Origin of the sequence: Paraburkholderia madseniana, assembly GCF_009690905.1 — a bacterium.
Classification (GTDB): domain Bacteria; phylum Pseudomonadota; class Gammaproteobacteria; order Burkholderiales; family Burkholderiaceae; genus Paraburkholderia; species Paraburkholderia madseniana.
In genome coordinates, this window is the sequence record NZ_VOSW01000057.1 from 43,187 (window position 1) to 66,963 (window position 23,777).

General features: G+C 59.9%; 21 protein-coding genes and 1 pseudogene. 8 read left to right on the top strand and 14 right to left on the bottom strand.

The window, feature by feature from the left end; all coding sequences use genetic code 11:
• Window positions 1-249 precede the first annotated feature (249 nt).
• The 3 genes from FSO04_RS27255 to FSO04_RS27265 form a co-directional block, all read right to left on the bottom strand.
• Window positions 250-885, bottom strand: coding sequence for a response regulator transcription factor (locus FSO04_RS27255; protein WP_154564357.1), 636 nt, complete (start codon window positions 883-885; stop codon window positions 250-252).
• A gap of 5 nt (window positions 886-890) precedes the next feature.
• Window positions 891-2,105, bottom strand: a complete 1,215-nt coding sequence (locus tag FSO04_RS27260) for a PAS domain-containing sensor histidine kinase (RefSeq protein ID WP_166618254.1) — start codon at window positions 2,103-2,105, stop codon at window positions 891-893.
• A 689-nt stretch (window positions 2,106-2,794) separates the two neighbouring features.
• Window positions 2,795-3,079 (bottom strand): hypothetical protein, encoded by a 285-nt coding sequence (locus FSO04_RS27265; RefSeq protein ID WP_054039195.1) that lies wholly within the window; start codon window positions 3,077-3,079, stop codon window positions 2,795-2,797.
• Between the two features lie 216 nt (window positions 3,080-3,295).
• Here FSO04_RS27265 and FSO04_RS27270 point away from each other — a divergent pair, with 216 nt between their 5' ends.
• A complete protein-coding gene (locus FSO04_RS27270; RefSeq protein WP_233464996.1) occupies window positions 3,296-3,883 on the top strand; it encodes a hypothetical protein in 588 nt (195 codons plus the stop codon).
• A 38-nt stretch (window positions 3,884-3,921) separates the two neighbouring features.
• Here the strand turns inward: FSO04_RS27270 and FSO04_RS27275 are convergent, their stop codons facing one another.
• Window positions 3,922-4,683, bottom strand: a complete 762-nt coding sequence (locus FSO04_RS27275; protein WP_168435866.1) for a bestrophin-like domain — start codon at window positions 4,681-4,683, stop codon at window positions 3,922-3,924.
• 145 nt (window positions 4,684-4,828) lie between these two features.
• Here FSO04_RS27275 and FSO04_RS27280 point away from each other — a divergent pair, with 145 nt between their 5' ends.
• Complete coding sequence (locus FSO04_RS27280) at window positions 4,829-5,236, top strand: lipid-binding SYLF domain-containing protein (protein WP_154564363.1); 408 nt, start codon at window positions 4,829-4,831, stop codon at window positions 5,234-5,236.
• Window positions 5,237-5,395: 159 nt separating this feature from the next.
• Here the strand turns inward: FSO04_RS27280 and FSO04_RS27285 are convergent, their stop codons facing one another.
• The 4 genes from FSO04_RS27285 to FSO04_RS27300 all read right to left on the bottom strand — a co-directional run bounded on the left by FSO04_RS27285 (window position 5,396) and on the right by FSO04_RS27300 (window position 9,646).
• Window positions 5,396-5,980 carry a YceI family protein gene (locus tag FSO04_RS27285; RefSeq protein ID WP_154564365.1) on the bottom strand — a complete coding sequence of 195 codons (585 nt, stop codon included), beginning with the start codon at window positions 5,978-5,980 and terminating at the stop codon, window positions 5,396-5,398.
• Between the two features lie 36 nt (window positions 5,981-6,016).
• Window positions 6,017-6,577, bottom strand: coding sequence for a YceI family protein (locus FSO04_RS27290; protein WP_154564367.1), 561 nt, complete (start codon window positions 6,575-6,577; stop codon window positions 6,017-6,019).
• A 150-nt stretch (window positions 6,578-6,727) separates the two neighbouring features.
• Window positions 6,728-7,879, bottom strand: coding sequence for a porin (locus FSO04_RS27295; protein WP_154564369.1), 1,152 nt, complete (start codon window positions 7,877-7,879; stop codon window positions 6,728-6,730).
• 117 nt (window positions 7,880-7,996) lie between these two features.
• A complete protein-coding gene (locus FSO04_RS27300) occupies window positions 7,997-9,646 on the bottom strand; it encodes an FAD-dependent monooxygenase (RefSeq protein ID WP_154564371.1) in 1,650 nt (549 codons plus the stop codon).
• Between the two features lie 368 nt (window positions 9,647-10,014).
• Here FSO04_RS27300 and FSO04_RS27305 point away from each other — a divergent pair, with 368 nt between their 5' ends.
• From FSO04_RS27305 to FSO04_RS27315, 3 genes are all read left to right on the top strand, one after another.
• The gene (locus tag FSO04_RS27305) at window positions 10,015-10,401 is read left to right on the top strand and encodes a MarR family winged helix-turn-helix transcriptional regulator (RefSeq protein ID WP_325063536.1); all 387 of its coding nucleotides are present in this window, start codon (window positions 10,015-10,017) and stop codon (window positions 10,399-10,401) included.
• 119 nt (window positions 10,402-10,520) lie between these two features.
• Window positions 10,521-11,090: a TetR/AcrR family transcriptional regulator gene (locus FSO04_RS27310; RefSeq protein ID WP_154564375.1), complete on the top strand. Its 570-nt coding sequence runs from the start codon at window positions 10,521-10,523 to the stop codon at window positions 11,088-11,090.
• A gap of 58 nt (window positions 11,091-11,148) precedes the next feature.
• Window positions 11,149-11,994 carry an SDR family NAD(P)-dependent oxidoreductase gene (locus FSO04_RS27315; protein WP_154564378.1) on the top strand — a complete coding sequence of 282 codons (846 nt, stop codon included), beginning with the start codon at window positions 11,149-11,151 and terminating at the stop codon, window positions 11,992-11,994.
• 70 nt (window positions 11,995-12,064) lie between these two features.
• On the opposite strand, the gene FSO04_RS27320 is transcribed toward FSO04_RS27315, so the two are convergent.
• Together FSO04_RS27320 and FSO04_RS27325 are read right to left on the bottom strand one after the other, a co-directional pair.
• Window positions 12,065-12,394 carry a 4Fe-4S dicluster domain-containing protein gene (locus FSO04_RS27320; RefSeq protein WP_154564380.1) on the bottom strand — a complete coding sequence of 110 codons (330 nt, stop codon included), beginning with the start codon at window positions 12,392-12,394 and terminating at the stop codon, window positions 12,065-12,067.
• Entirely contained in the window at window positions 12,391-14,055 is a 1,665-nt protein-coding gene (locus tag FSO04_RS27325; protein WP_154564382.1) for an FAD-dependent oxidoreductase, read from the bottom strand. The genes FSO04_RS27320 and FSO04_RS27325 overlap by 4 nt, the downstream gene beginning before the upstream one ends.
• A 217-nt stretch (window positions 14,056-14,272) precedes the next feature.
• Here FSO04_RS27325 and FSO04_RS27330 point away from each other — a divergent pair, with 217 nt between their 5' ends.
• Complete coding sequence (locus tag FSO04_RS27330) at window positions 14,273-15,118, top strand: Crp/Fnr family transcriptional regulator (protein WP_154564384.1); 846 nt, start codon at window positions 14,273-14,275, stop codon at window positions 15,116-15,118.
• Window positions 15,119-15,267: 149 nt separating this feature from the next.
• Here FSO04_RS27330 and FSO04_RS27335 read toward each other — a convergent pair whose 3' ends face one another.
• The 4 genes from FSO04_RS27335 to katG form a co-directional block, all read right to left on the bottom strand.
• Window positions 15,268-16,641, bottom strand: a complete 1,374-nt coding sequence (locus tag FSO04_RS27335) for an MFS transporter (RefSeq protein WP_168435867.1) — start codon at window positions 16,639-16,641, stop codon at window positions 15,268-15,270.
• A gap of 119 nt (window positions 16,642-16,760) precedes the next feature.
• A complete protein-coding gene (locus tag FSO04_RS27340; protein WP_154564386.1) occupies window positions 16,761-18,230 on the bottom strand; it encodes an aldehyde dehydrogenase family protein in 1,470 nt (489 codons plus the stop codon).
• Window positions 18,231-18,252: 22 nt separating this feature from the next.
• On the bottom strand, window positions 18,253-19,224 hold the full coding sequence (locus FSO04_RS27345) for an amidohydrolase family protein (RefSeq protein ID WP_154564388.1): 972 nt from the start codon (window positions 19,222-19,224) through the stop codon (window positions 18,253-18,255).
• A gap of 433 nt (window positions 19,225-19,657) precedes the next feature.
• On the bottom strand, window positions 19,658-21,910 hold the full coding sequence (katG, locus tag FSO04_RS27350) for a catalase/peroxidase HPI (protein WP_154564390.1): 2,253 nt from the start codon (window positions 21,908-21,910) through the stop codon (window positions 19,658-19,660).
• Window positions 21,911-22,625: 715 nt separating this feature from the next.
• Here katG and FSO04_RS48790 point away from each other — a divergent pair.
• Both FSO04_RS48790 and FSO04_RS46800 read left to right on the top strand, forming a co-directional pair.
• Window positions 22,626-23,075, top strand: a complete 450-nt coding sequence (locus FSO04_RS48790; RefSeq protein ID WP_408382637.1) for a helix-turn-helix domain-containing protein — start codon at window positions 22,626-22,628, stop codon at window positions 23,073-23,075.
• 508 nt (window positions 23,076-23,583) lie between these two features.
• Window positions 23,584-23,777: pseudogene (locus FSO04_RS46800) on the top strand (TauD/TfdA family dioxygenase); the annotation flags it as partial.

Genomic DNA, 23,777 nt, shown 5'->3' on the forward strand with positions numbered 1-23,777 from the left:
GAGTAGTCCGGTGTCCGGGAATACGCGGGTCAGCGCACTCCCCCAGACGAAAGCCTACGAGGCGGAAAGGTTCACGGATATTGGACCTTGGTCCCGTGTCGATCGAGTAGGGATCAGGTGCGGGCCGGGTGTGGACCGTGCGGACCTTTTGCGAACCGCACACGGATCGGCCGTGCGGCCCTTCGGCGACACGCGCACCTGAGCAGGCCCCGAACCGGGCCACACTACGGCTAACGGACTGCAATGACTTCAGCGCGAAACGTGGGTTTCGCCCGCACCGCCGAGACCGACTTTGTCCGCGACGCGCACGAGTTGGGCCAGCGAAGTGACTTCCATCTTCGCCATCACGCGCGCGCGATGAGCCTTGATGGTCTTTTCGACCGTGCCAAGCTCGCTTGCCACCTGCTTGTTCAGGCGGCCCGTGACCACGAGCGCCATGACTTCCTTTTCACGCGGCGTGAGCTTGTCCAACCGGCCACGGATCGCATCCAGCTCGCAACGCGCCGCGCGAGTCTCTGCAACGCGTTCGAAAGCGGCTTCGATCGCGCGGAGCAGATCGCAATCGTTCACAGGTTTTGCCAAAAAATCGGTGGCCCCTGCTTTCATCGCGCCCACTGTCATGGCGATATCGCCATGACCCGTGACGAAGATGATCGGTAGCATCGCTTTGAGTTCGCGCTGCAATGTCAGCCCGTCCAGGTCAGGCAATTGCACGTCAAGAATCAGGCAGGCCGGAGAATCGACCTCGCGCAACCGTTCGAGAAACGCGCGGGCATTGCCGTATGCTTCGACACGGTAACCAGCGGAGTGGATCAGACGCGCCAACGCACGGCGCACGGAATCGTCGTCGTCGACGACAAAGACAAGCGAATCGGATTCAGTCATGGCCTTTATCGCGACTTATCCTCCGGCGTGGCATCGCCAACCGGCAATGCCACGTAGAATGTCGCGCCTCGATCGTTGTTATTTTCGGCCCATAGTCGCCCGCGGTGCATGTCGATAATGGAACGGCTGATCGACAATCCCAAACCGAGCCCTTGGGGTTTTGATGTAAAAAACGGCTTAAAGATCTTGTCCAGCTTATCGGCGGTCAGTCCATGGCCCCGATCGCGAACAGCGATCAACACCATGCCGTTGTCGGCCGGTTTGAGCGTGACGCACACCATACGGTCGACGGGTGGGACCTCATTCATCGCGTCGAACGCATTCAGCAACAAATTCAGCATGACCTGCTGCAATTGAACCCGATCGCCGCGCACTGGCGGCAATGTCGAGTCGATATCGAGCGTCACGCGCGTACCGCGCACGATCGCATCGCTATGCACCAGCGCCACCACATCGCGCATCACGCCGGCGAGGTCGAGAGGAATCACCTCGAGACCACCCTTCTTGACGACCGCGCGAATCCGCCGGATCACCTCGCTGGCCCGGTAATCGTCCTGGACAATATCGTTAAGAATATCGCGCAACTCGGCCAGATCGATCGGATCGGCCATCATGAAACGCTGCGCAGCCTGCACGTTGCTGAGTATCGCGGTAAGCGGCTGATTCAACTCATGTGCGAGCGAGGAAGCGAGTTGTCCCATCGTCGATACGCGTGTCAGATGCGCAAGATCCTCGCGCTGGCGGCGTAACTCATACCGGTCAGTCTTGTCGATGACGAATGCGAGCGTGACGTTTTCACCACCGAAACGAAATGCACACAGGTCGATGTCGGCACGAAACTCGGTGCCGTCCTTACGGCGCGCGCATAGATCGTCCAGCGGCAAGAACCTGCACAATTGCTGCGTGGCTGGGGGAGCATCCCAGCGTGACGCGTGGCTGTCGAAACGCAGCGCGTGAATCAGCATTTCCACCGGCTTGCCTGGCAGCTCGTTACGGTCATAACCGAAGAGCCGATCCGCTTTCGGATTGACCATTGCCATCACGCCGCGCCCGTCGAGCATCAGCGTCGCTAGCGGCAATAACGCCAGTACCTCACGAAAATAATGCTCGCCGCTTACCTGTTCGTCATTGTCATCGTCAGCGTGTGAATCGTGCACGAGCACCGCTCGCGCGACGTCATCATGAGTTCTCCTGCGCGCGGTTCTCGCGGAGGTCATCATGCGAAGCCGATCCGTAAAACGCCGTCTCGCGCGCGATGCCGGTAGACCGCTATCTGGCGCACCGAAAACCGCGGGAGGGGTGAGAAATTGTTCGGGACGCTGACATTCCGATTGACGGGGTTGATTTAAGGAATCATGTAGAGCCGCTTTATCCGCCAGTTCGAGATGCGCTGAATGCGCCGCATGCTCACCGGGCATCCCGCGGTCGCGAGAATTCGCTCCGGCAATTGGCGGATTAACACTGCTGAACGCCGCAGATGCGCGATGCCGCAATCCGAGCACCAGCAACCCGAGAATGATCGCGGTTTGCAAAATGACGATAGCAGGCATGACGAAGCTCATGTCCGAACGGCCTCTCAAGATTCGGCACCGCGAGATTGGTTGCCAAAAGTCTTGCTGAACATCGGCGCGAGACTGCGCCTCTTGAACAGCAGGCTCATCGTCTCTTTAGACAGTTAACAAGTCGACGAAGATACGCGCTGTCTGTGGACGCATGCGGAACGAGTGCACCGGTAGGAGTTACATCTGCGGAACGCTTTCAACCGGCAAAATTAATCCTAGTACGGACGGTTAAACATGTAAACGTGATTGAGGTATTTCTTTTGCACATATTTCGGTCCGCCGACGAATGTGACCAAATTCAACCTGTCCAAGTGCTTCATCGATTGGTAACACAGTTTCACATCCCATCAATTGCACCCGTGACCATTGGCCGTGCGATAGCAGGTCTGTCCGCTCGGACTCTTATATACGCCCTTACCGTTTTTGGTCTTGGCTTCCCCGCCTTTGCTCGTCGTTGTTGTCGTGACACCGTTCTGATTCTTTTGCGCCTTCCATGCGTTGCCGGTGTTCGGGTTATAGCCGCCGGCCGCCTGCCCGTTATTGCATTCGGTCATACCTCGCGCATTAGTGGTGCATTCCGCGAATACATTGGATGAAAGCGCAAAGGCTATCAACACGAACAACACTTTCATGGTCGTCTCCTGAGGCAGCAGGCACAAGCACATGCACGGCTACGCCTGCCACGACTTCCAGATTAGCCTCATCCGCTCGCATGCATATTGGACCTTAGTCCTATTGCAGGCAGCAGCATAAGTGGATTTGACCACTATGCCGCATGCAACGAACGATTCGAATCGCACAGCCCCGAAATCACGGCGCTTTCGGTTCGCGTGGCTCTGCTGTGCTCGATGTCCGCACTGTCGATTCACGCACAGGAGATGGAGCCGCGAGCCTATTCTGCTGTGCCGGTGGCTACCAATTTCGCGGTATTCGACTATGCACGTTCGAGCGGCGACGTATCGTTCGATCCATCGTTGCCAATCACCAATGTGCAGGCACATATCAACATCTTTTCGCTCGGCTATTCGCACAGTTTCGGGGTCGCGGGACGTACCGTGAGTACCGCGGTGTCGGTGCCCTATGCGAACGCGAATGCGAACGGCGACGTGAAGGGTGTTTTTCAGCAGCAATACCGCTCGGGTCTCGGCGACGTGCACTTCAAGATCGCGGCGAACCTGCTCGGCGACCCGGCACTCTCTCCGGAAGAATTTGTGCGACGCGCACCCAGCACGATACGGTGTCACGCTGTCCGTGCCGCTGGCAGCGAAATGGTCCGCCAAACTCGCGTGGTCGCGTGGCCTGGTAACGCGTGTGGGCGGCAATTTCCAGACAATCTCGATCGCGCTTCAATACCACTGGTTCAATTGAGCCCTGTCTGGCAATGCAGCTGTGTAGCGGATTCGCAAAAAACGCAGCGCCTGACTCCCACTACCTAATGCATTTTACCTAGTGTTTTATGCCTAGTGTTTAATGCTTAATGCCCGAGAATATCGAGCGCCGCGCGCATCGGTGCGAAAGATATTTTTACTATTCCGCCGAGCGGCGTATTCATTTCCATGATCAGGAAGATTGCACCGGAAGTCGACAGTGCACACATCACGAGCGCCGTCATCGTCGTGCCGTTGCGAGGTGCAAACAGGCCAAACGTGCCAAAGAGGATCGCCAGCCACGACACCAGAACCACGAGCAACGGTATCGGAATCGAACCCGTTTGCTGAAGAAGCGCGAGCCATCGCGTAGCTAATACATCGTCGACGATTTGCAGCGCCCGCGCCTGCAATTGACGCTGCGTATCGGTGTGCGGCGAGAGTTCCTCCACTTGACGCTGAAATGCTTCTCCGCGGGCCACGGCTTCGGGGCTGCTCAATCTGGCCAGCTGAGCGGGATCGCCGGAAGACATCGCCGCAACCGAAGCCTCGGTTGTGCGTTTAAGCGCGCTGCGAATCTCCTGAGTCTCCGGACCATAGTGGGCCAGCACGCGATCAAGACGAACGATAGCGGCAGCGCTATGCAAAAGCTCCGTATTCATGGTGTCGAAAGAGTCTTTCGCCGACGAAATCAGCAGGCCCAGCACCAATGCGGCCATGGTTGCAACAAGACCGGTCGCCAGTTTGACCACACCGGTGGATTCATCGCTGAGGTGGTGCTGTGGCAGCACGCGGCGCAGATACGAACCAAGCAGCGCACTGCCGAAAACGCACGCGAATACGACTGCCGCATCGACGAGGTGGTTCACCCTGCGGTCCTCCGTCTCTGGTTGCGCACGTGGCGATTCGATATCTTGCGCTCCGCGCTGCAACGTGCAATTGGACCAAGGTCCAATTGTCTTTACGTGCGCGCAACACCACTATTTATTCCACTCGAAGCGTCCCGCAACCGGTATGGGCCGCACCATCACCGCCCTTCGAGGCCGCGAACAATCCGACGCGCCACGGACACAACAAATTCAGCAACAGGCCAAAGCGGTTCTGGTATTCCCCGATATTCTGAAAGTGGGGCTCATCGCCGGCGCGCAAGGCGGCAAGGGGGTGATGTTCGCCCCCGATGGAACGGTAATGGGCTACTACACCGCGAGAGCAGTCTCCTGGGGATTGCAAGCGGGCGGACAAACCTTTTCTGAAGCCATGTTCCTGATGAGCGATTCAGCCATCAACTACCTCAACGCGAGCGACGGATGGTCGGTCGGCGTCGGCCCGAGCGTCGTGGTCGTGGACGCGGGAATGGGCAAATCGATGACCACCACGACCCTGAAATCCGACGTCTATGCGTTCATCTACGGTCAGCAATGATTGATGGCAGGTCTCGGCGTGCAAGGGCAAAAAATCACCAAATACACGCCGTGATCCGGCGCGCGGCTCCCCTCGCGCAAGCTGAACGTTGCGCGTGAGGAGCCTTGTCTGGTATCGCGGTCCGATGAAAATCGCCCCATATGACTGGGCGATGCCGCCTTATTGTTTGATACCTTCAGCCTGGATGTGCAGCACCGTTTGCATCCTGAAGCCGTAAGTCTTGCCCATGTCAACGCCAAAGTCCGACCGGTCGAAACTCGCGGTCGAATCTGTGCCGCACACTTCGCGCTTGAGCAGCGGGTTCTGGAAGCACTTGAACGACTCGATCTTCAGATTCAGCGGCTTCGTCACACCGTGCAGGGTCAACTCGCCGATCACTTCGACCGGCACATCGCCCTTGAACGTCATCGACTTGCCCTTATAGACAGCGGTCGGGAATTGAGTGGCATCGAAGAATTTCGGGCTCTTCAACGCCGTATCCAGCGTATTGTTGCCGATATCCACTGACGTCATGTCAATAGTCGCTTCCAGCGTGCCGGTCCTGGCTTCGCGATCGATCTTCACTGTGCCGCTGCTCTTGTTGAACTTGCCGCGCCAGATCGAGACGCCACCGAAGTGATCGGCTTCAAAGCTGGGGTACGTGTGCGTGGGATCCAGTTGATACGTGGTCTCCGCTGCCTTTGCGCCGAACGATGTGCCTGCTGCCAGAGCGGCGATCGCTACGGCCAAAAGTTGCTTCTTCATTGTGATCCTCCTGGGGAGTCTGAGCGGTTTTGCTGCTTACTTTTTGGCTTCAACAATGTGAAACCTGATCGACACTTCGTCGGCGACGACCGACGTGTCTTTCCATTCGCCTGAGCCGATGTCGAACTGGCTACGCTTGATCGGCAAAGTGCCGTCGAAGGTTTGCGTCGCACCCTGCTGCGTGACGGTGACCGGCACCGTCACGTTTTCAGACTTGCCCTTGATGGTCAGCTTGCCACTGACCTTGAACTGGTTGCCGCCAGCCGGTGCAATGGTGCTCGAGACGAATGTGGCGTTGGGAAACTGCGCCGTGTCGAACCAGTCTTTGCCACGCACCTGCTGGTTGTAGCTTTGGTCGCCGAGATCATAGCTGGCGGTGTCGATGGTCAGTTGCGCGCTGCCCGCCGTCGGCTTGGCCGGATCGAAGACGAGCTGCGCAGTGAACTTTCTGAACGTCCCGTCGACAGGTACGTTCATCTGCTTCGAGGTGGCGGTCACCATGCTTTTCGATGTATCGACCTGCGCATGTGCAACACCCAGAAAGGGCGACATGGCAACCGTAGCGGCCAATATCAGTTGACGGAATCGGGGTTTCATATCTGTCTTGAGCCTCTTGCTACTTTGGAAAATGGATCATGCGGGCGAGCAAGCCGTCACGATCAACTGTGTGGATAAACGATGGCGAATAGCGTATTCAAAGAGAACATATTGTTATCCTCACGATGCAATCGAGCGGCCGCAGGACATTTAGAACAGGTGTCGAATACCCACCATCGCACCGGTTTGACTCACGCCTGGCAATGGCGTCGAAGCGGGCGGCACCACGCCACCGTCAATCGAGAACGCTGCGTTACGCTGGTTAAACACATGCCCTGCCGTGACGTACACCGCAGTGCCCTTGGACAGGAAGTACATCGCGCGCGCTGCGATCACGGAGCCTCCCAAGTCGTGGCCGCTCACGGTGATATGACCGAACTGTGCGTCAAGCGCAATATATGGAACGGGCAAATAGGATCCACCGACCCACCAATAGTTGCTGGTCGCGTCGAAGACTTTCGGCGTCTGTGCTCCGTGATTGATCCGGTGTTGGAATCCCGCTCCGAAAGTCGAATTGCCAAACTTCACGTAGCCGTCGATGACGGCGCGTGTATCGGTTTGCGAGCTAAGTGGCAAGGGCGAGCCAGTGCCGCCCCCACCGTAGTTGCGATCGATGGCCGCTGCCGCACCCCATTTCCCGGCGTCATATTTCACCATCGCGGACATTGATTTGCAGGCCCGCCAGTCAGTCGGCGATTGGCCGGCGCACCCTCCGGCCGGCGCACTATCGGCCACGTCACGTCCCAGTGAATACATCGCGCTCACAGTCAGTCCCGACGACGTGAAGGTATAGGCGATCGAATTGTCAACGCGCGGCTGGGTCAAGTAGGGGTCAAGATCGGCGGCGGCAAAGATATTCGGCGCCAGCGTGTCGCCCGTTAATACCGCCCAGAAGATTTGCGAATATTGCCGCCCGAGGGTCAAGGTCCCCCACCGCCCCGCAAGCCCGACATAGGCCTGCCTGCCAAACAGACGTCCCCCTTGATTCAGCGTGCCCTGTCCGGGAGCAAACCCCGACTCCAATACAAAAACCGCACTCAGACCACCACCCAGATCCTCTTTGCCACGAAGGCCCCACAGCGATGGTAGCGAGGCTGTGAGAGACGGCATGTGCACTGAGCTGGATTTTTTAGCACCGACGTTCGTCACATATTCGACGCCGGTATCGATGATCCCATATAGGGTGACAGAACTCTGCGCATGCGATACGCCTGACGCACATGCCGCAAGCGACGTGAGCGTCCACCAAAACAGCCGGTGCCATGAATACCCACCTCTGGCCCGATTCAACCGTGCGCTCATTTTCTCGTCTCCTATGTTGTTGAAATATCAAGACGACGGCACCCCTGCGCCGTCGCGCGTCGAGCCTGCTGCGTAGTGCTGACCGAATATGGATTTGCTTCGATTCAGCCGGCTCGGTCAGCCGCTGCTGATCGAACCTGATGCGCGGTTGATGTCGCGATGTCCTGTCACCTTCGCGGCGAGATCATCGACGGCCTGCGGAAGCCGGTCGCCGCGCCACGCGACATGCATGTCGGGCCGCACGAGGATGAGGTCGCGCTCATAGACGGTGCGAAGCGCCGAATCCGCGAGCACGAGCACGTCGAGCGGCGCGCCGAGCGCTTCGAACGCGGCGAGAAGCGGGCCCGCATCATGCCCACCCGTGACGTCGATCAACGTGTAGCGCTCCGGCCGTAATCGGTCCTGGATGGCGCTTCCGTCGGTGAGCCACATATGGGGAAGCCGCGCGCCCGGCCACGTCGTGGGAAGATAGGCACGCAGATCGTGCTGCGGCCCTCCCGGTACATTGTCGATAATGGGCGAGTCCACATAGCGATAGCCCAGTTCCGCTCCGATCATCTCGTTCGACTTGCGCTGCTCCACGTTCGCCACAACGGCCAGGTGAGCACGAGCAGTCGACCCTGCGGGCGTATCGTCCCCGATCTCCGGGCGCACCTCGGCCAACCATGCGCGATATCCAAGCGACGCGTAGCGCGATGCGCCGACAACCCGCTCGCCAATCTGGCGCCGTTCAACTTCGTAGGAGGCCAACAAGCCCGGGCCGCCCCACCCTTGCAGCGTGGCGGCCAGCTTCCAGGCAAGATCGGTGGCATCACCAACGCCGGTGTTCATGCCAAGACCGCCAGTAGGAATCACGAGGTGCACTGCATCGCCTGCGAGAAACACCCGTCCCTTTCCATAGCGTTCGGCCAGCAGCAGATTCTGCCGCCATTCCGCGCAATACAGCATCTCGTAGGGCAACGCATCGCCGATGATCCGCTCGAACATCCGCCGCATCTCGTCATCGCTCTCGACGGCGGAATGGACCGTCCAATGTCGTGTGGAATCCTGCATGATCATGAAAGTGGGAGGCCCGCCCGCCACCAGATAGTGCCGCCCCCGGCTCGGCCCGTTGCCCATCGGAAGCCGCTCGTAGAGTTGCTCGCAGTAGAACAGGCCCTGCCTCAATCGCGCAATGTCGCCCTCGCCCTCCAGACGGATGCCCAGTTGCTTGCGTACATGGCTCGCGCCACCGTCGCAGCCCACGAGGTAGGCGGCCTTCAAGGTTCTTCTCACACCGTCGGCGGCATTGACCGCGACCAGAACGCCATCGTCCTGCTCGGTGAATTCCAGAAACGTCGTACCCCGCATCACCGTGACCGCCGGCAATTGCTCGGCCACCTCAAGAAGAAGCGGCTCCAGTGTGTACTGCGAGATGAGCTGATAGGGCTCGAGCGGAAGGCTGCCGTCGTGGCTCTCGTGCGTGAGCGCGCGAGCCTCCGCCACCGACGGATAGGGCAAGCGCAGAATCGGAGGCTCGGTCATGGAGCGGATGATCTGGATGTCCATGGGGACGTCTTCGGGCATGCCGGCAGCCCGGATGCAGTCCGCGAGATCAAGCCGCCGGAAGATCTCCATGGTGCGCGCGTTGCAACGCTCCATTTTCGGCAGAAACTGAGGCTCTGCCTTTTGCTCGACAAGCACACACGCTATGCCGCGCTTGCCAAGGTCGATCGCAAGTGTCAGTCCTACCGGGCCAGCGCCGACAATGATGACTTGAGTGTCCAAATCCGATCTCCGTTCGCGTAAATCGTCGCTACAATTGTTATTTTTATTAGTAATGCCAATGAAGTTATTGAAGGACGAACTCTGAACCTTTCATATCCAACCAGGCTCGATTGATCCGACTCCTCCCTCACGTCTGCCCTGGTTCAGCGTATGACGCGTTGCTCACTCAGAAAGGAAGCTGACTATCCGAATTCGCCCGGGTAACATTTATTTGATTTTTCAACTACATTTGAAGTGGAGTATAGTTGATTTTTCAAATATACGTACCCATGTAAACCCGCAACCCACCGATGACCATGAAGACACCCAAGCGACCACAAGAACTCGAGCAGGCGATTCCGTTCCTGTTGACACGTGCCGGAGGCCGGATGGGCAACGCATTCGCGAAGGCACTGAAACCGTTCGGCCTGAACCTCAGCGAGTGGCGGGTCTGTGCCTCGCTGCTGTACGTTCCGCACCAGACCTTGTCTGAATTGTCGGTGCACGCGACATCGGATATTTCCGCGCTGTCGAGGATCATTGACCGTCTTGAGAGCCAGGAGCTCGTCAAGCGCGAGAAGAGCACGACGGATGGACGATCGATCAGGATTGCCCTGACAAGCAAGGGAGACGAACTGGCGCTGCGCATCGTCCCGGTCGCGAAGCAACATGAGTTGGTGATACTGAGCGGTTTCACGGCAAACGACGTCCAGGTGCTTCGCACCATGCTGCTCAAGGTGTACGAAAACGCCGGCGCGCTTGATGACCTTGTTTGACTTGACTCGGCTCGTTCGCGGCTGACGTGTCATTCTTCGCCCCGTCTTCAGGTCGGCGCTCATCCCAAAAAGTAGTTATAATTGAGCGCGTAATCACTCTATATTTATGCAGGCATACGATGGCACGCCCTTTGAGTCCGGAAAAACGCGGCGCCCTGCTGCTGTCCGCAACGCAGACCGTTGCTGAACAGGGCGTGCTGGCCACCACGGCGGGCATCGCCCGGCGCGCCGGTGTGGCCGAAGGCACCTTGTTCACCTACTTCGAGAGCAAGGACGCCTTGTTCCAGGAACTGTACCTGCACCTGAAGCAGGATCTGGCGCGATCCGTGATGCCGGACTATCCGCACGAGGCGGGCTATCGCCAGCGCATGCAGCACGTCTTCGAGCGCTATGTGAATTGGGGGCTGGCCAACGCGGCTGGGCGCTTCGCCCTCTCGCGGCTTTCGGCTTCCGGCCACATACTCGACGACACACGGGCACAGGGAATGGGACCGTTTCTGGCGATATCCCAGATGATGGAGGACGCCGTGCGCGATGGCGTGCTGGTTGATGCCTCGATCGCATTTCTTTCGTCCATAATCGAGCACATCGCCGACACGACGATCGAGTACGTCGACAAGCACCCCGAGAGCGCCGAACGTCACCTGCAACTCGGCTTCCATGTCGCCTGGCGGGCAATCACGGTTTAAAAATTTTCGATCATTATTGAGCGCGTACGCGCTCATTATTTGTAAGGAGAACGGTATCATGGCAAATCAGAAGTGGTTCATTACCGGCGCGTCCGGCGGTCTCGGGCTCGCCCTCACCGAAAAAGTACTGGCCCAGGGGCATCCTGTGGTTGCAGCCGTGCGGCGTGTCGAAGCGATGCAGGCGCTGAAGCAGGCCCATCCGGATCTGCTCCAGGTGGAGTCGGTCGACCTCGCCGATCACGAACAGGTTCGGGCCGCCGCAGCGCGCCATTCCGATGTCGACGTGGTCGTCAACAACGCGGGCGGCGCCGTGATCGGCGCGATGGAGGAAATGAGCGAGGCCGATATCGAGCAGCAGATTGCGCTGAATCTGCTGGCACCTATCCACGTCACGCGCGCCTTCCTCGGCGCGTTGCGCGCCAGGAAACGCGGCACGTTCATCCATGTCACCAGCGTCGGCGGACGTGCGGCCTTCCCGGGAGGCGCGCTGTACCACGCCGCGAAGTTCGGTCTGGAAGGTTTTGCCGAAGCGGTGAGCCAGGAAATCGCCGAGTTCGGTATCAAGACCATCATCATCGAACCGGGCTCCATCAAGACCGGCTTCGTGGCCAATATCCGCTGGACCACAGAACTCGATGAATACAAGGACAGCGCGGTTGGGAAGCTGCGCCGCTGGATCGCGGAGAACGGCGACGCATACGCTTCGGGCGACCCCGTGAAAATGGCCGACGCCATCTATACGGTCAGCCAGATGCCGGAGCCGCCGCTGCGCACCGTCCTCGGCGGAGATGCCTATTCGGTGCTGGAAGCCGGCTACACCAGGAGTCTGGCCGCGCTGCAGGCGCAAAAGGACATTGCAGAGTCCGTGATGTTCGAGGGCAAGACCGGCTTCGTGCCCGAGTGAGCGGTGCCGCTACCCCTCTGACGAGGGGTGCGGCGTCTCGTCGAAGCTATGGCATTGCTGCCGTCTTTCATCAATGGATAGGCGTCAGCAGTGCGTAACTTGCGTCAAGCGCGGCGGTAGAGCTGCGACCTGGACCCCAGCCGAGTGCTTCGCGATAGCTGCCGAGGTGTACACCGTGCGGAAGACGTGCTTCGTCCACCTCGACGGCGGCATCGGCCTGCGGCGCGACGAACAGGGCATCCGCCGGACAGTACAGCTCGCACATGAAGCAGGTCTGACAGTCGTTCTGCCTCGCGATCCGCGGAATGCCGCCTTCCACCGCCTCGAACACGTTGGTGGGACATGCGCGCACGCAGATATTGCATCCCGTGCAGCGCGATTCGCTCAAAATTTCGATCATGCATGGGCTCCTTGATGTTCAGCCGGCACCAACCCCGTGTCCACCTCCTTGCTGCGGACCCATACGTCGTCGAGACCTCCGCTGATCAACCTGTGGCGCTGCCCGGCATCGATCGACTTATATTCCACGCGTCGATGCATGCCGCGCGTCTCGGTACGTACCTGCGCGCTGCGATACATCCAGCGCGCGGTCGCCACCATCGCCGCCGCCTCTCGCGCACGCACGACCTCGTGCGCATCGCGTGCCGGCGAGCTTGCGCGCAAGCTCGCCCACAGTGCATCGAGGCGGCTGAGCGAATCATCCAGCAGGTCGCCGCTGCGCGTCCAGTTACGCTCATAGGGGAACACCTCGTCTTGCACGGCCTTCACGACACTCGCGCTGTCAAAGGACGTGTTGTGCGACGTGTCGCGCAAGCCGACATCGCCCGCGCAATAGAGTCTGCCGATGCCGATGCCGATGCCGGCCCCGGCGCGACGCTTCGCGAGCGCGTGGTCGGCAGCACCGGCACCCGCCCAGAAACCCGACGACATCGCCCATGCTGCGTTGTGGCTACCGCCTCCGGTGAACCCGCCGCAAATCATCTCGCGTGTCGCGGCGTCGCCTGAAGCATAGAGACCCTCCAGCGACGTCGAACAATCGCGGCCCGTGACATGCAGGCCACCGGTTCCGCGAACCGTCCCTTCCAACCTGAGCGTTACCGGGAAGTGCTGGGTGAAGGGATCGATTCCCAGCCGGTCGAAAGGCACGAAGAAGTTCGGTTGCGCCGTGCGCATCCACACGCGAACCTGTTCGTCGGCTCGATCGAGACAGGCGAAAACACGGCGCGTCTGCAGCTCGCGCGCGATGACGCTGCGCCCGAATGCCGAGCCCGCTCCCTCGAGCTTCACGCCCTGCTCGTCGTAGAACGTCGCCCACTTATAGAAGAGAGATTTGGTGACCGAAGCGAATGCCGGACCAAGACCATAGGCATTCGAGAACTCCATGCCGGACATCTCCGCGCCCACCTCGGCGGCCATCAAGTGGCCGTCGCCAGTCAGCACGTTGCAGCCGAGCGCGCGGCTCTGAAACGCGCAGCCGCCCGTTGCAATCACCACGGCCTTCGCGCGCACGACCCACGTTCCCCCGCTCTGGCGCTGCACGCCGCGCGCGCCGGCAACCGCGCCGCCCCCATCCACGAGTAGTTCGAGGGCCGGGTTGTGATTGAGGATGCATGCACCGCTCTCCTTCACGCGCTTGCGCATCAGCCGCATATAATCCGGCCCCTGCAGCGATGTGCGCTGCGCCTCGCCGTTTTCGTCGACGGGAAACGGATAGCCCCATTCCGCAAGTTGGTGGACGTTCACCCAGGTTTGCTCAAGGACGCGATCCATCCAGTCGTGTTCCGCAAGCTGGCCTCCCAGATCAAAACGGCTCTGTTTCGCCCGCTCGCGCGTATCGCTCAGCGGCGAGACATACCAGATCGCGGTGCCTGACGGCGCCGTCGCGCCCGACGTCCCGCAGAAGCCCTTGTCCGCGAGCACGACCGTCGCCCCTCTCGCTGCAGCGCTAATCGCGGCCCAGGTGCCGGCCGGACCGCCACCGATGACGAGCACATCGACATCATGACGCGTGGCTGCGGTTGCATCGTCCAGCGCGCCGCCGCTCACAATCGGTTGACTCATGTAAATCTTCTCCCATTAGGGCGAGATCCAAACGGCTCGCGTTCCAACGTCCCGCCGGCTGACGTCCGGCGGCTCACAAGAAAAAACGTCCTTAAAGCGGCCCTTCATCCATGCCGCGAAACGCGTTTATCGTTTATCGTTTATCGCCCGAGACATTTCATTCGCACAGCTCGCGTTTATCGATACTCGCCTCAAACACTCCGAACCGGACTGCCGCATGCAAGCTTCACCCCGAAACCTTTCCCCGGTCGACCGCGCTGAAGACATCTCCGCCAAAGCAGCGGCAAATCTGCCATTGCAGTCGAGCGGCCGCGACCTGTCACACAGGCAGCGGGAGATCATATGGACTGCGTTCCGTAACCATGAAGCCCTGCGCGCGTGGCCGGAAGCCGTCCTCGACGCCCTCGTCGAAGCTGGCTATCTGCGCACGTATGCAGATGGCGAGCTGATTTATCTCGCCAACGATCCCTGCACGGATGTCCACATCATTCTTTCCGGCATGCTCGAATGGGGATGGCCAAGCGCTCAGGGCATTCGAGCCGTCGAGACGTTCATCCCGCCGGGCGAGCTGGCCAATCTCACCGCCGTGATGACCGATCAGCGCTCCATTCATAACCAGCGGGCGCGCGGACTCACCCGGCTTTTTCACATTCCCGCAGATGCGTTGAACGCCGCACTCGAACGCGATCCAACGCTCAACGCAAGCCTGCTCCGGCTACTTGCCACGCGTGCACGCCACCTTCACGACTGCCTCGGCAATCTTGGTTTGATGTCGTTTCGCGCGCGCCTCGCCGGCCATTTACTCGCACTCGGCAAACGCTACGGCCACACTGATAACGATGGCGTGACGCTCGGCATCCGTCTGTCGCAGGAAGATCTGGCTGCGCTGCTCATGGCCTCACGCCAGCACGTCAACAAGGAGCTGCGCTGGTTCATAGACCGGCAACTCGTGCGCGTCCGGTACGGCCGAATCACCTTGGTAGATACCGCCGAACTCGAGTCCATTGTCAGGCAACCACCTGCCCATTCGATTGAACCGTTCGAGCCGCACCGCCCCGCTTGAGCAGCCGTACCAGATCGCTAACGGTACGACCTTTCGCGGTCGTATTCGAACGACGACGGGGTCATTATCCAGGTTGGCTGATTGGGCAATCTGTCGTTGACACGACAGTGCTTTGCTGTTTTTCTTTTATCTAAATCTGTCGCAACCCACTAACACTCAACGCAATCGATCCGATTTCTCGTCGAAGCGCGGCTAAGGAAAACAAGCATCAGACACGATGCCAATGCGGGCACCGCAGCCGCGACAAACAACGCGGTATTCGACCATTGCAGCCTGATCAGTTGTCCGGCCACGACAGGACCGATAATTGAGCCTGCCCGGCCGATTCCCAGACTCCAGCCGACCCCGGTGGCCCGCAGCGAGGTTGGATAGAGCGTCGCGGTCAACGCGTTGACCGCCGGCTGCCCACCGACGATGCAGATTCCGCTTATCAGCACGACGGCATAGCGCAACCCCGTTGATAGATCGGGAAGACCAACCGATGCCACCGAAAATGTCGCCACCAGAAAACTGAGCGCCAGGACACGATAGAAGCCGAAACGGTCCATCAACGGGCCCAGCAGCAGCGCACCCGCAGTACCGCCGATCTGCAACGAGGTGCCGATGAGTACAGCCGTCGACACCCCGTGGCCAACTCGCAAGGAAAGCATCGGAAGCCAGTTCGACAGGAAAAAGAGATCAAGCAGGTTCGCGAAGTTGATCCCCCATAGCAACAGCGTAGTCGTGCCGCGACCGTGGCGAAAGAGCTCGCCAACGGAGGCCTTCGCTTGCGGCTGCCCGCGAACGGCAAAGCGGGTCCCCGGTGCAAGCTGGACGTTCGGCGCGATTCGCCCAAGCCACTGAGCCACCCTTTCCAGGCTGCGCTGTTTGACCACCAGCAGTTGGAGCGATTCCGGCAGATACCTGGCCATCGGGACGGCAATGAGCAGCGGCAATACGCCCCCAACGAAGAACACCGACCTCCAGCCCATCGACGGAAGCAAGGCTGCGCAGAGAAGTCCTCCAGCAATTGCCCCACCCGTGAAGCCACACGAGACCCAGGTCATCAGCGATGCCCGATATTTCTGCGGACTGTATTCGCTGACCAACGCGATAGCGTTACCCATCACGCCGCCGATACCGAAACCGGTCAGGAAACGAAGGACAAGAAATTCCGGCACACTCTGAACCAGGGTGGTACCGAGCATGCATAGCCCATAGAAAACAGTCGCGCCGATGAGCACCGGCCGACGCCCCGCGCGATCGGCCATGGCGCCGAGAACGATGGAGCCCGCGAGCATCCCCAGCAAACCGGCACCGAAGATGGGGCCGAGTTCGGCCGGGCTGATGCCCCACGCACGGACAATCGCAGGCGCGACAAAACCCATGGTCTGCACGTCGAACCCATCCATCACCACCGAGCAACCGATCATCACCATGATCCATTTCTGGAAGGTGCTCAGTGGCTGGCTATCGATCAACGCGCCAATGTCGACGATCGGAGCAGGCGCCTGTTCGACTCGCTGCGCAGTATCGGGGGTCACTATTCACCTCACTCCGTTTGCGCATCAAATCGTGCGCCAATGGGTCATTTCTGTCTTCTCGACGTTGCCGGGCGACGCGGATCCGTGCCCGTATGCGGCGAGCCCGGCACAACAGCTTTCTAGAACGGATAAGCCGGAAGTTCGTCGCGGCTCGTCACCCACTGCCATTCCGTGAACTGGTCGATGTTGGTCAGGGTGCTGTAGTTATGTCCGTTGCCGGACAAACCCAGACCGCCCATCGGACCAAACACCTCGTGCATGACCGTCTGATCATTGATGTGGACGATGCCGGCGTGCAGTCGGTCCGCAATCCGCTGGGCGCGACGCAAATCCGAAGAAGCCACTGCCGCCACCAGGCCATACCGATTCTGATTGGCGAGCATTACCGCTTCGTCATCGTTCTTGAACACGGTCACCGCGGCGACGGGACCAAAAATCTCTTCCTCGAACGCAGGCATCCCCGGCGCGACGTCCACCAAGACGGTCGGGTTAAAAAACAGCCCGTCGCGAGTCCCACCGGCGAGAAGCTTCGCGCCCTTGCTCACAGACTCCGCGACGATGCGATCGACGTTTGCGGCCTGCCGTTCATTGATGATGGGGCCGAGATGGACATTGCCCTTGAAAGGGTCGCCAACCGATAGCGCCTTAGTTCGCCTGACGAGGCTTTCAATGTAGGCGTCAGCAATGCGTTCATGAACGAGATGCCGGCCCGCGGACATGCAGACTTGCCCCTGATGCAAAAACGATCCCCACGCTCCAGCGCTCGCCGCAGCTTCGATATCGACGTCGTCAAGCACGATGTAGGGATTCTTGCCGCCGAGTTCGAGGCTCGCTCGCTTGAGCAAGCCGCCTGCTACGGCGCCGATCGCCTGCCCAACCCGCGTGGATCCCGTGAAGCTGATCATGTTGACAAGCGGATCCCGGACCAGCGCGTCACCGGTTTCCGCCGCACCGGGAAGGACATGGAACAGCCCCTCAGGCAGCCCCGCAGCTTCGAAGAGCCGCGCATACAGGACACCGCCGCTGACCGGCGATTGCGGGTCGGGCTTGAGCAGCACTGCATTGCCGGTGGCCAACGCAGGAGCGATGGCGCGCGCCGCCAGAATGAACGGGGAATTCCATGGAGTAATGACGCCGACCACGCCCATTGGAATTCTGCGCGCTACGCTACGCCGCTCCTTCACGTCGCTTGTCGTGATCATCCCGGTTGGCTGGCTGCCCAATGCTGCAGCCTCGAGAATCTCGCGTATCGCCAACTTCACCTCCAGTTGCCCCTTGGGCCGTATCGACCCGGTCTCGCGGACAATCTGAACGGCGATCTCCTCTTTGTGCACCTCCAGCAAACGGGCGACCTCGCGCAACACATCCCCTCGCTGCGGCCCCGGCGTCGCGGCCCAGGCGCGTTGCGCATCGGTCGCGATCGCGGCGGCGGCGGACACATCGGCAGCCGATGCGCAACCAATCGATCCCATTTCCGCGCCGGTCGCCTTCTCGGTCACCGGGATCGTCCCCGCGCCTCCGGTCTTCCATCCGCCGCTATAGATTTTGTTACGCCACACTTCTGCTGGTGCCAATTCAGTCACGGACATTCGATTTCTCCTATTCCTCGCATCATTCAAGACCGAACAAACGCTGTGCGTTTTCCCGTCCAATCTTCACGCGATCGGTTTCGCTGATCGAGCATGTGTCGAACCACTGGGACGCCTCGTCATGCGTTTCGAACGGATAGTCGACCGAATACATGATCCGGTCACTGCCCATTTCCAGCATCGTGGACAGCAGCGTCTGGGTTCTGAAATTGCCGCTCGTCGTGACGTAGACGTTCTCCCTGAGGTATTCGCCCACGCTGCGCTTGCAGGGCAATCCTCGTGGTGCCTTTTGAAGAATGTGGTCGACACGCCAGACGTTGAACGGAATCCCTTCGCCGAGATGGCCGAGAATCATCTGCAACCCAGGATTGCGGTCGAAGAGACCTGACGTCATCAGCCTCAGTGCGTGAATGCTCGTTTCAACCGCGAACGCCCAGGTCGCCGCGGTCAGCCACGGAAAACCGTCGTAGATCGGTTCGCGGGACGGCAACGGATCGCGAGGATGCATATAGAAAGGCTTGCCGAGCGCCGCCGCGCTCGCCCAGAAATCGGTGTACTGCGGGGCGTCGTAGTACACGACATTTTCCGCATCGCCCACCTGGGAAAAGCCGTTCACCATGAAGCCGTGGAATCCGAGATCCTTCACGCTCCGCTCGAGTTCACGTGCCGCCGCTTCGGGGTCCTGCATAGGCAACGCGGCAAATCCACCCAAACGGGATGGATGGCGGCCAACATGTTCTGCGAGGACATCATTGGCCCGCCGCGCAACATCGATCGCCTGCTTGATGTCCGGGATACCCTGGATGCCGGGCGAGTTGAGCGACAAGATTGAATACTCGGTTCCGCCCTGCTCCATCCGCTCGAGTCTCTGCTGCTCGATGTCCATCAGATTGGACTTCAGCATTTCCCAAACGGCGGCAGGCGCATAAATTTTCGACTGCTCGATAGTGAGGTCTATCGCAAAGTGTTCTTCAAGTGCAATCTTGTTTCTCATTGATCGGCTCCAATTCAAGGCATCGCAACCTCATCTGCAAAGGGAAGATGAGGCGCATCACACGGGTTTGTCCCAGAAGCTAATTTATTTGATTTTTCAAACATGTTGAGACCGAGTGTACTTGATTTTTCAAGTATGTGTGCACCGCGTAAACCCTGAATCGACTGACTGGCACCCGCACGCAACCCAACGGTCGAGCCGCTGACCAAAGTGGGCCGCTACGAAGACTAAGGAAGGGGAAGGACGATCATGCAGGCTGATGTAATGACGCGAATGTTCGAGTCACTCAGGCTGCACGGTATGGCACGGGCGCCGAAAAAAAAGCGGTGCGACTCCGATATAACCGGAGTCGCACCGCGACATGCAGAGTTACCTTCGCAAGGTGGAGCAAAGTCCCGTCAGGGTTGCAACCCTGACGGCCCCCCACACCCGCTCAGGCGAGGTCGAAGCGGTCGAGGTTCATCACCTTGACCCACGCTGCGACAAAGTCGCGAACGAATTTCGCCTGCCCGTCCTCGCTTGCATAGACTTCGGACAGCGCCCGCAACTGGGCGTGTGAACCGAACACCAGATCGACGCGGCTACCGGTCCACTTCAACTCGCCGGTTTTGCGGTCGCGCCCTTCAAACACGTCCCGGGAGACCGGTTTCCATTCCGTACCCATGTCGAGCAGGTTGACGAAAAAGTCGTTGGTCAGCGTTTCCGGCCGCTTGGTGAAGACACCATGTGAATCCTGCCCGCTCTGGACCTTCAGGGCGCGCAAGCCGCCGATGAGCGCCGTCATCTCGGGTGCGGTCAGGGTCAGCAATTGCGCCTTGTCGATCAGCAACGCCTCAGCCGGGACACTGTACTTGCCCTTCAGAAAGTTGCGGAAACCATCGGCGACGGGTTCAAGCGCTCCGACGGATTCCACGTCGGTCTGATCCTGCGAAGCGTCCGCGCGTCCCGGCGCAAACGGCACGGTCACCGGATGGCCTGCGCTTTTTGCGGCCTGCTCGATGCCGGCGCTACCGGCCAGCACGATCAGGTCGGCCAGCGATACCTTCTTGCCGCCGGACGGTGCGCCGTTGAACTCGCTCTGGATCCCTTCGAGGACCTTCAGTACCTTCGCCAGTTGCTCGGGCTGGTTGACCGCCCAGTCTTTCTGCGGAGCGAGGCGAATGCGTGCACCGTTGGCGCCGCCGCGCTTGTCCGAGCCGCGGAACGTAGATGCCGACGCCCATGCCGTCGACACGAGCTGCGAAACGGACAGCCCTGACGCCAGAATCTTCTGCTTGAGCGAGGCGACGTCCTGATCGTTGACCAGTGCGTGGTCGACCGCCGGGATGGGGTCCTGCCAGATTAATTCTTCAGCGGGCACTTCCGGTCCAAGATAGCGGACGCGCGGTCCCATGTCGCGGTGAGTGAGCTTGAACCATGCACGGGCGAAGGCATCGGCGAGCTGGTCGGGATTCGCGAGGAAGCGCCGCGAAATCTTCTCGTAGACGGGGTCGAAGCGCAGCGAGAGGTCGGTGGTGAGCATCGTCGGCCGCTGCTTCTTCGAAGCATCGTAAGCGTGCGGAATCGTTTCGCCGGCATCCTTGGCGACCCACTGGTTGGCGCCGGCGGGGCTCTTGGTCAGTTCCCATTCGTACTTGAACAGGTTCTCGAAGAAGCCGTTGCCCCACTTCGTCGGTGTGGTGGTCCAGGTGACTTCCAGTCCGCTGGAGATCGCGTCGGCGCCCTTGCCGGTGCCGAAGCTGCTCTTCCAGCCCAGCCCCTGGTTCTCGAGGCCGGCGGCCTCGGGCACCGGACCCACATTGTCGGCAGGACCGGCGCCGTGCGTCTTGCCAAAGCTGTGGCCACCGGCGATCAGCGCGACCGTTTCCTCGTCGTTCATGGCCATGCGCGCGAAGGTTTCACGGATGTCATGTGCCGCGGCGAGCGGGTCAGGATTGCCGTCGGGACCTTCCGGGTTGACATAGATCAGGCCCATCTGCACGGCGCCCAGCGGGTTTTCCAGGTTGCGTCCGTTGTCGTCGCGGCTGACTTCGCTGCCGTGCAGTGCTGGATCGGCCACGACCACGCCTTCGTCGTCACTGCCGGCAGCACCCTTGCCGTAACGGACATCGCCGCCCAGCCAGGTCTTTTCGTTGCCCCAGTAGACGTCCAGGTCCGGCTCCCAGGTGTCGGCGCGACCGCCACCGAAGCCGAAGGTCTTGAAGCCCATGGTCTCGAGCGCGACGTTGCCGGTAAGAATCAGCAGATCGGCCCAGGAAATTTTCTGGCCGTACTTCTGCTTGATCGGCCACAGCAGGCGGCGAGCCTTATCGAGGCTGACGTTGTCCGGCCAACTGTTGAGCGGCGCGAACCGCTGCTGGCCACGCCCGGCGCCACCGCGGCCGTCGCCGATGCGGTACGTGCCGGCACTGTGCCAGGCCATGCGGATGAAGAACGCACCATAGTGGCCGAAGTCTGCCGGCCACCAATCCTGCGAGTCGGTCATCAGTGCCGCAAGATCCTTCTTCACCGCAGCCAGATCGAGGCTCCGGAACGCCTCGGCGTAGTTGAAGCCGTTGTCCAGCGGGTCCGACTTGCTGGAGTGTTGGCTAAGCAGATCCAGCCGTAGCTGCTTTGGCCACCAGTCACGGTTGGTCGTGCCACCTCCGGCGGCATGATTGAACGGGCACTTTGCATCGTTTGACATGCACTATCTCCTTGGGGAATGTACCCACTACCAGTTCTTCCACGGCGCCTGGCTTCTACGGTGCATCGCCGAACCAGCGCCGGCGGGCGGTCGGGAAATCACATGATGGGCTCTTTTTGCTGTATTGGCACTTTCACCCGGCACGCATAGCCTTCGTCCGATGAGGACGTCGTAGCGTGTATTGGACCGGGATGGCCCGCGTCGGCAGGCCTACTGCACATAAAAATATATGTGAGGGAGGCCATTAACAGAATGCGATTTTTGCAATGCTATTGATAGAACATAACTATAACGTGACAGATGCCTTTCATATTTACGGTCATGTGCGCCTTCCCGCGCCGTGGAAAGTGCGGACCTTTTTGTATGTCGATAACTATTGTGGGCACACAAATAAGCATGAACTTCAATTTCTTATCGGAAGGCGCTTCTAGGCCGTTGGCACCAGAGCGAAAAGGACGGAAAGTCTGCACTTTTGGCCGCATTGCAACGAGGAGCCACCAACCGGCGCACGAAACGCTGCACTTTCTTTACGGTGCGGGCGTTTTCGCGTTGCCGTTTATTGGGGCGCCAACAAAGGGGCGTTTCTTTGCCGAGAGTAACGTTGCATAACGGCGCCGGGGTTCGATTTCGAATGCAAAGTGTTTGTGACCAAGACAAGGACATGCATGCGTCGCGCAGGCCAGACAGTGCAGCAATAGGTGCACTGCGACCACTGATGTCAAGAAGATCGAGGATTCCGGCAGTTTTTCACTTGAGATCCCCAGCGGGCGAGCAATCACGTCCGAATCGCCCTCCTTTCCTTGCGTGCCAGGCATCCGTCGCATGCGCGGTTTTCCTAGTAGGCCTCTGCGTCAGCGTGAGTCCAGCGATAGCAGAACATCTCGGCGTATTCTCCGAGACGATCAGTCGTTTCGAACGAGGCGCGAACTGGCCTACCATTCCACGGCTGCTCGAGCTTGCGGAGCTTTACAACGTACCGGTCGCAAAGCTGCTGGGACGAGGCTCAAACAGAGCCACTGATATCGGTTGCACGATCGCTGACCAGCTTGAGCGGTTGAGTGCTGAAGATCGAACCTGGGTCGGAAATCTCCTTAAGGATCTGTGCGACCGCCTGCCCCAGGCACCCGCTCGCAAATCAACTACACGTGCCAGGGACCGTCGTTAGGCGATCTCCGTCTCGCTGCCTGGACGGCATTGTCGAAAACTTGCAAAGGCGGTACGCATCGGGGACGCAGGCACATGGGTCGACGCGGCTCCGAGCCCAACCTGACGAGGTCCAGACGAGGCATTGCGCTATTGCCCATCACGAAGTTCGGGACCCGCGCTTGATCCGAAACGGCAGGCCAGACGGGCGCCGTCCTCCCGCCATCTGCTCCTGCGCACAACCCCTCCCTTTCAGGATTTGGTAAATTCCTCCCGTTTTTTGCTCCGACATCACCTGACGAATCCGCAATGATCCTTTCCCGGCAACTCCTTGACCTGTCCCAGAACCACCCCGTATCCAGCGATAACGTGCATTACATCCGGATTGACGAGATTCCTGAACCCACCCGTACAGAGTTTCGCGCCTGGCTCCGGCTGGCGCAGTGTCCTGTGATCAGCGGCGAAGGTCCGTGCGCGTACGCGCACGATTTTGAGCATTTTCGGCAGCGGCGTGAAAAACTACAGGGTCGGTGATCGTCGGAGCCTGGTCGAGCGCCGGCTCGCTACACCGGCTTCATTCGACGCGTCCGGGTCGAACGCTGACGCACACGATCGGCGCGGAAATCGGCGGCGTGGATCTGTCCACCGAACTCTCGGATCAACAGTTCGACGAGATCCGTCATGCGTGGCTGGAGAATCTGGTCGTCATCTTCCGCGACCAGCA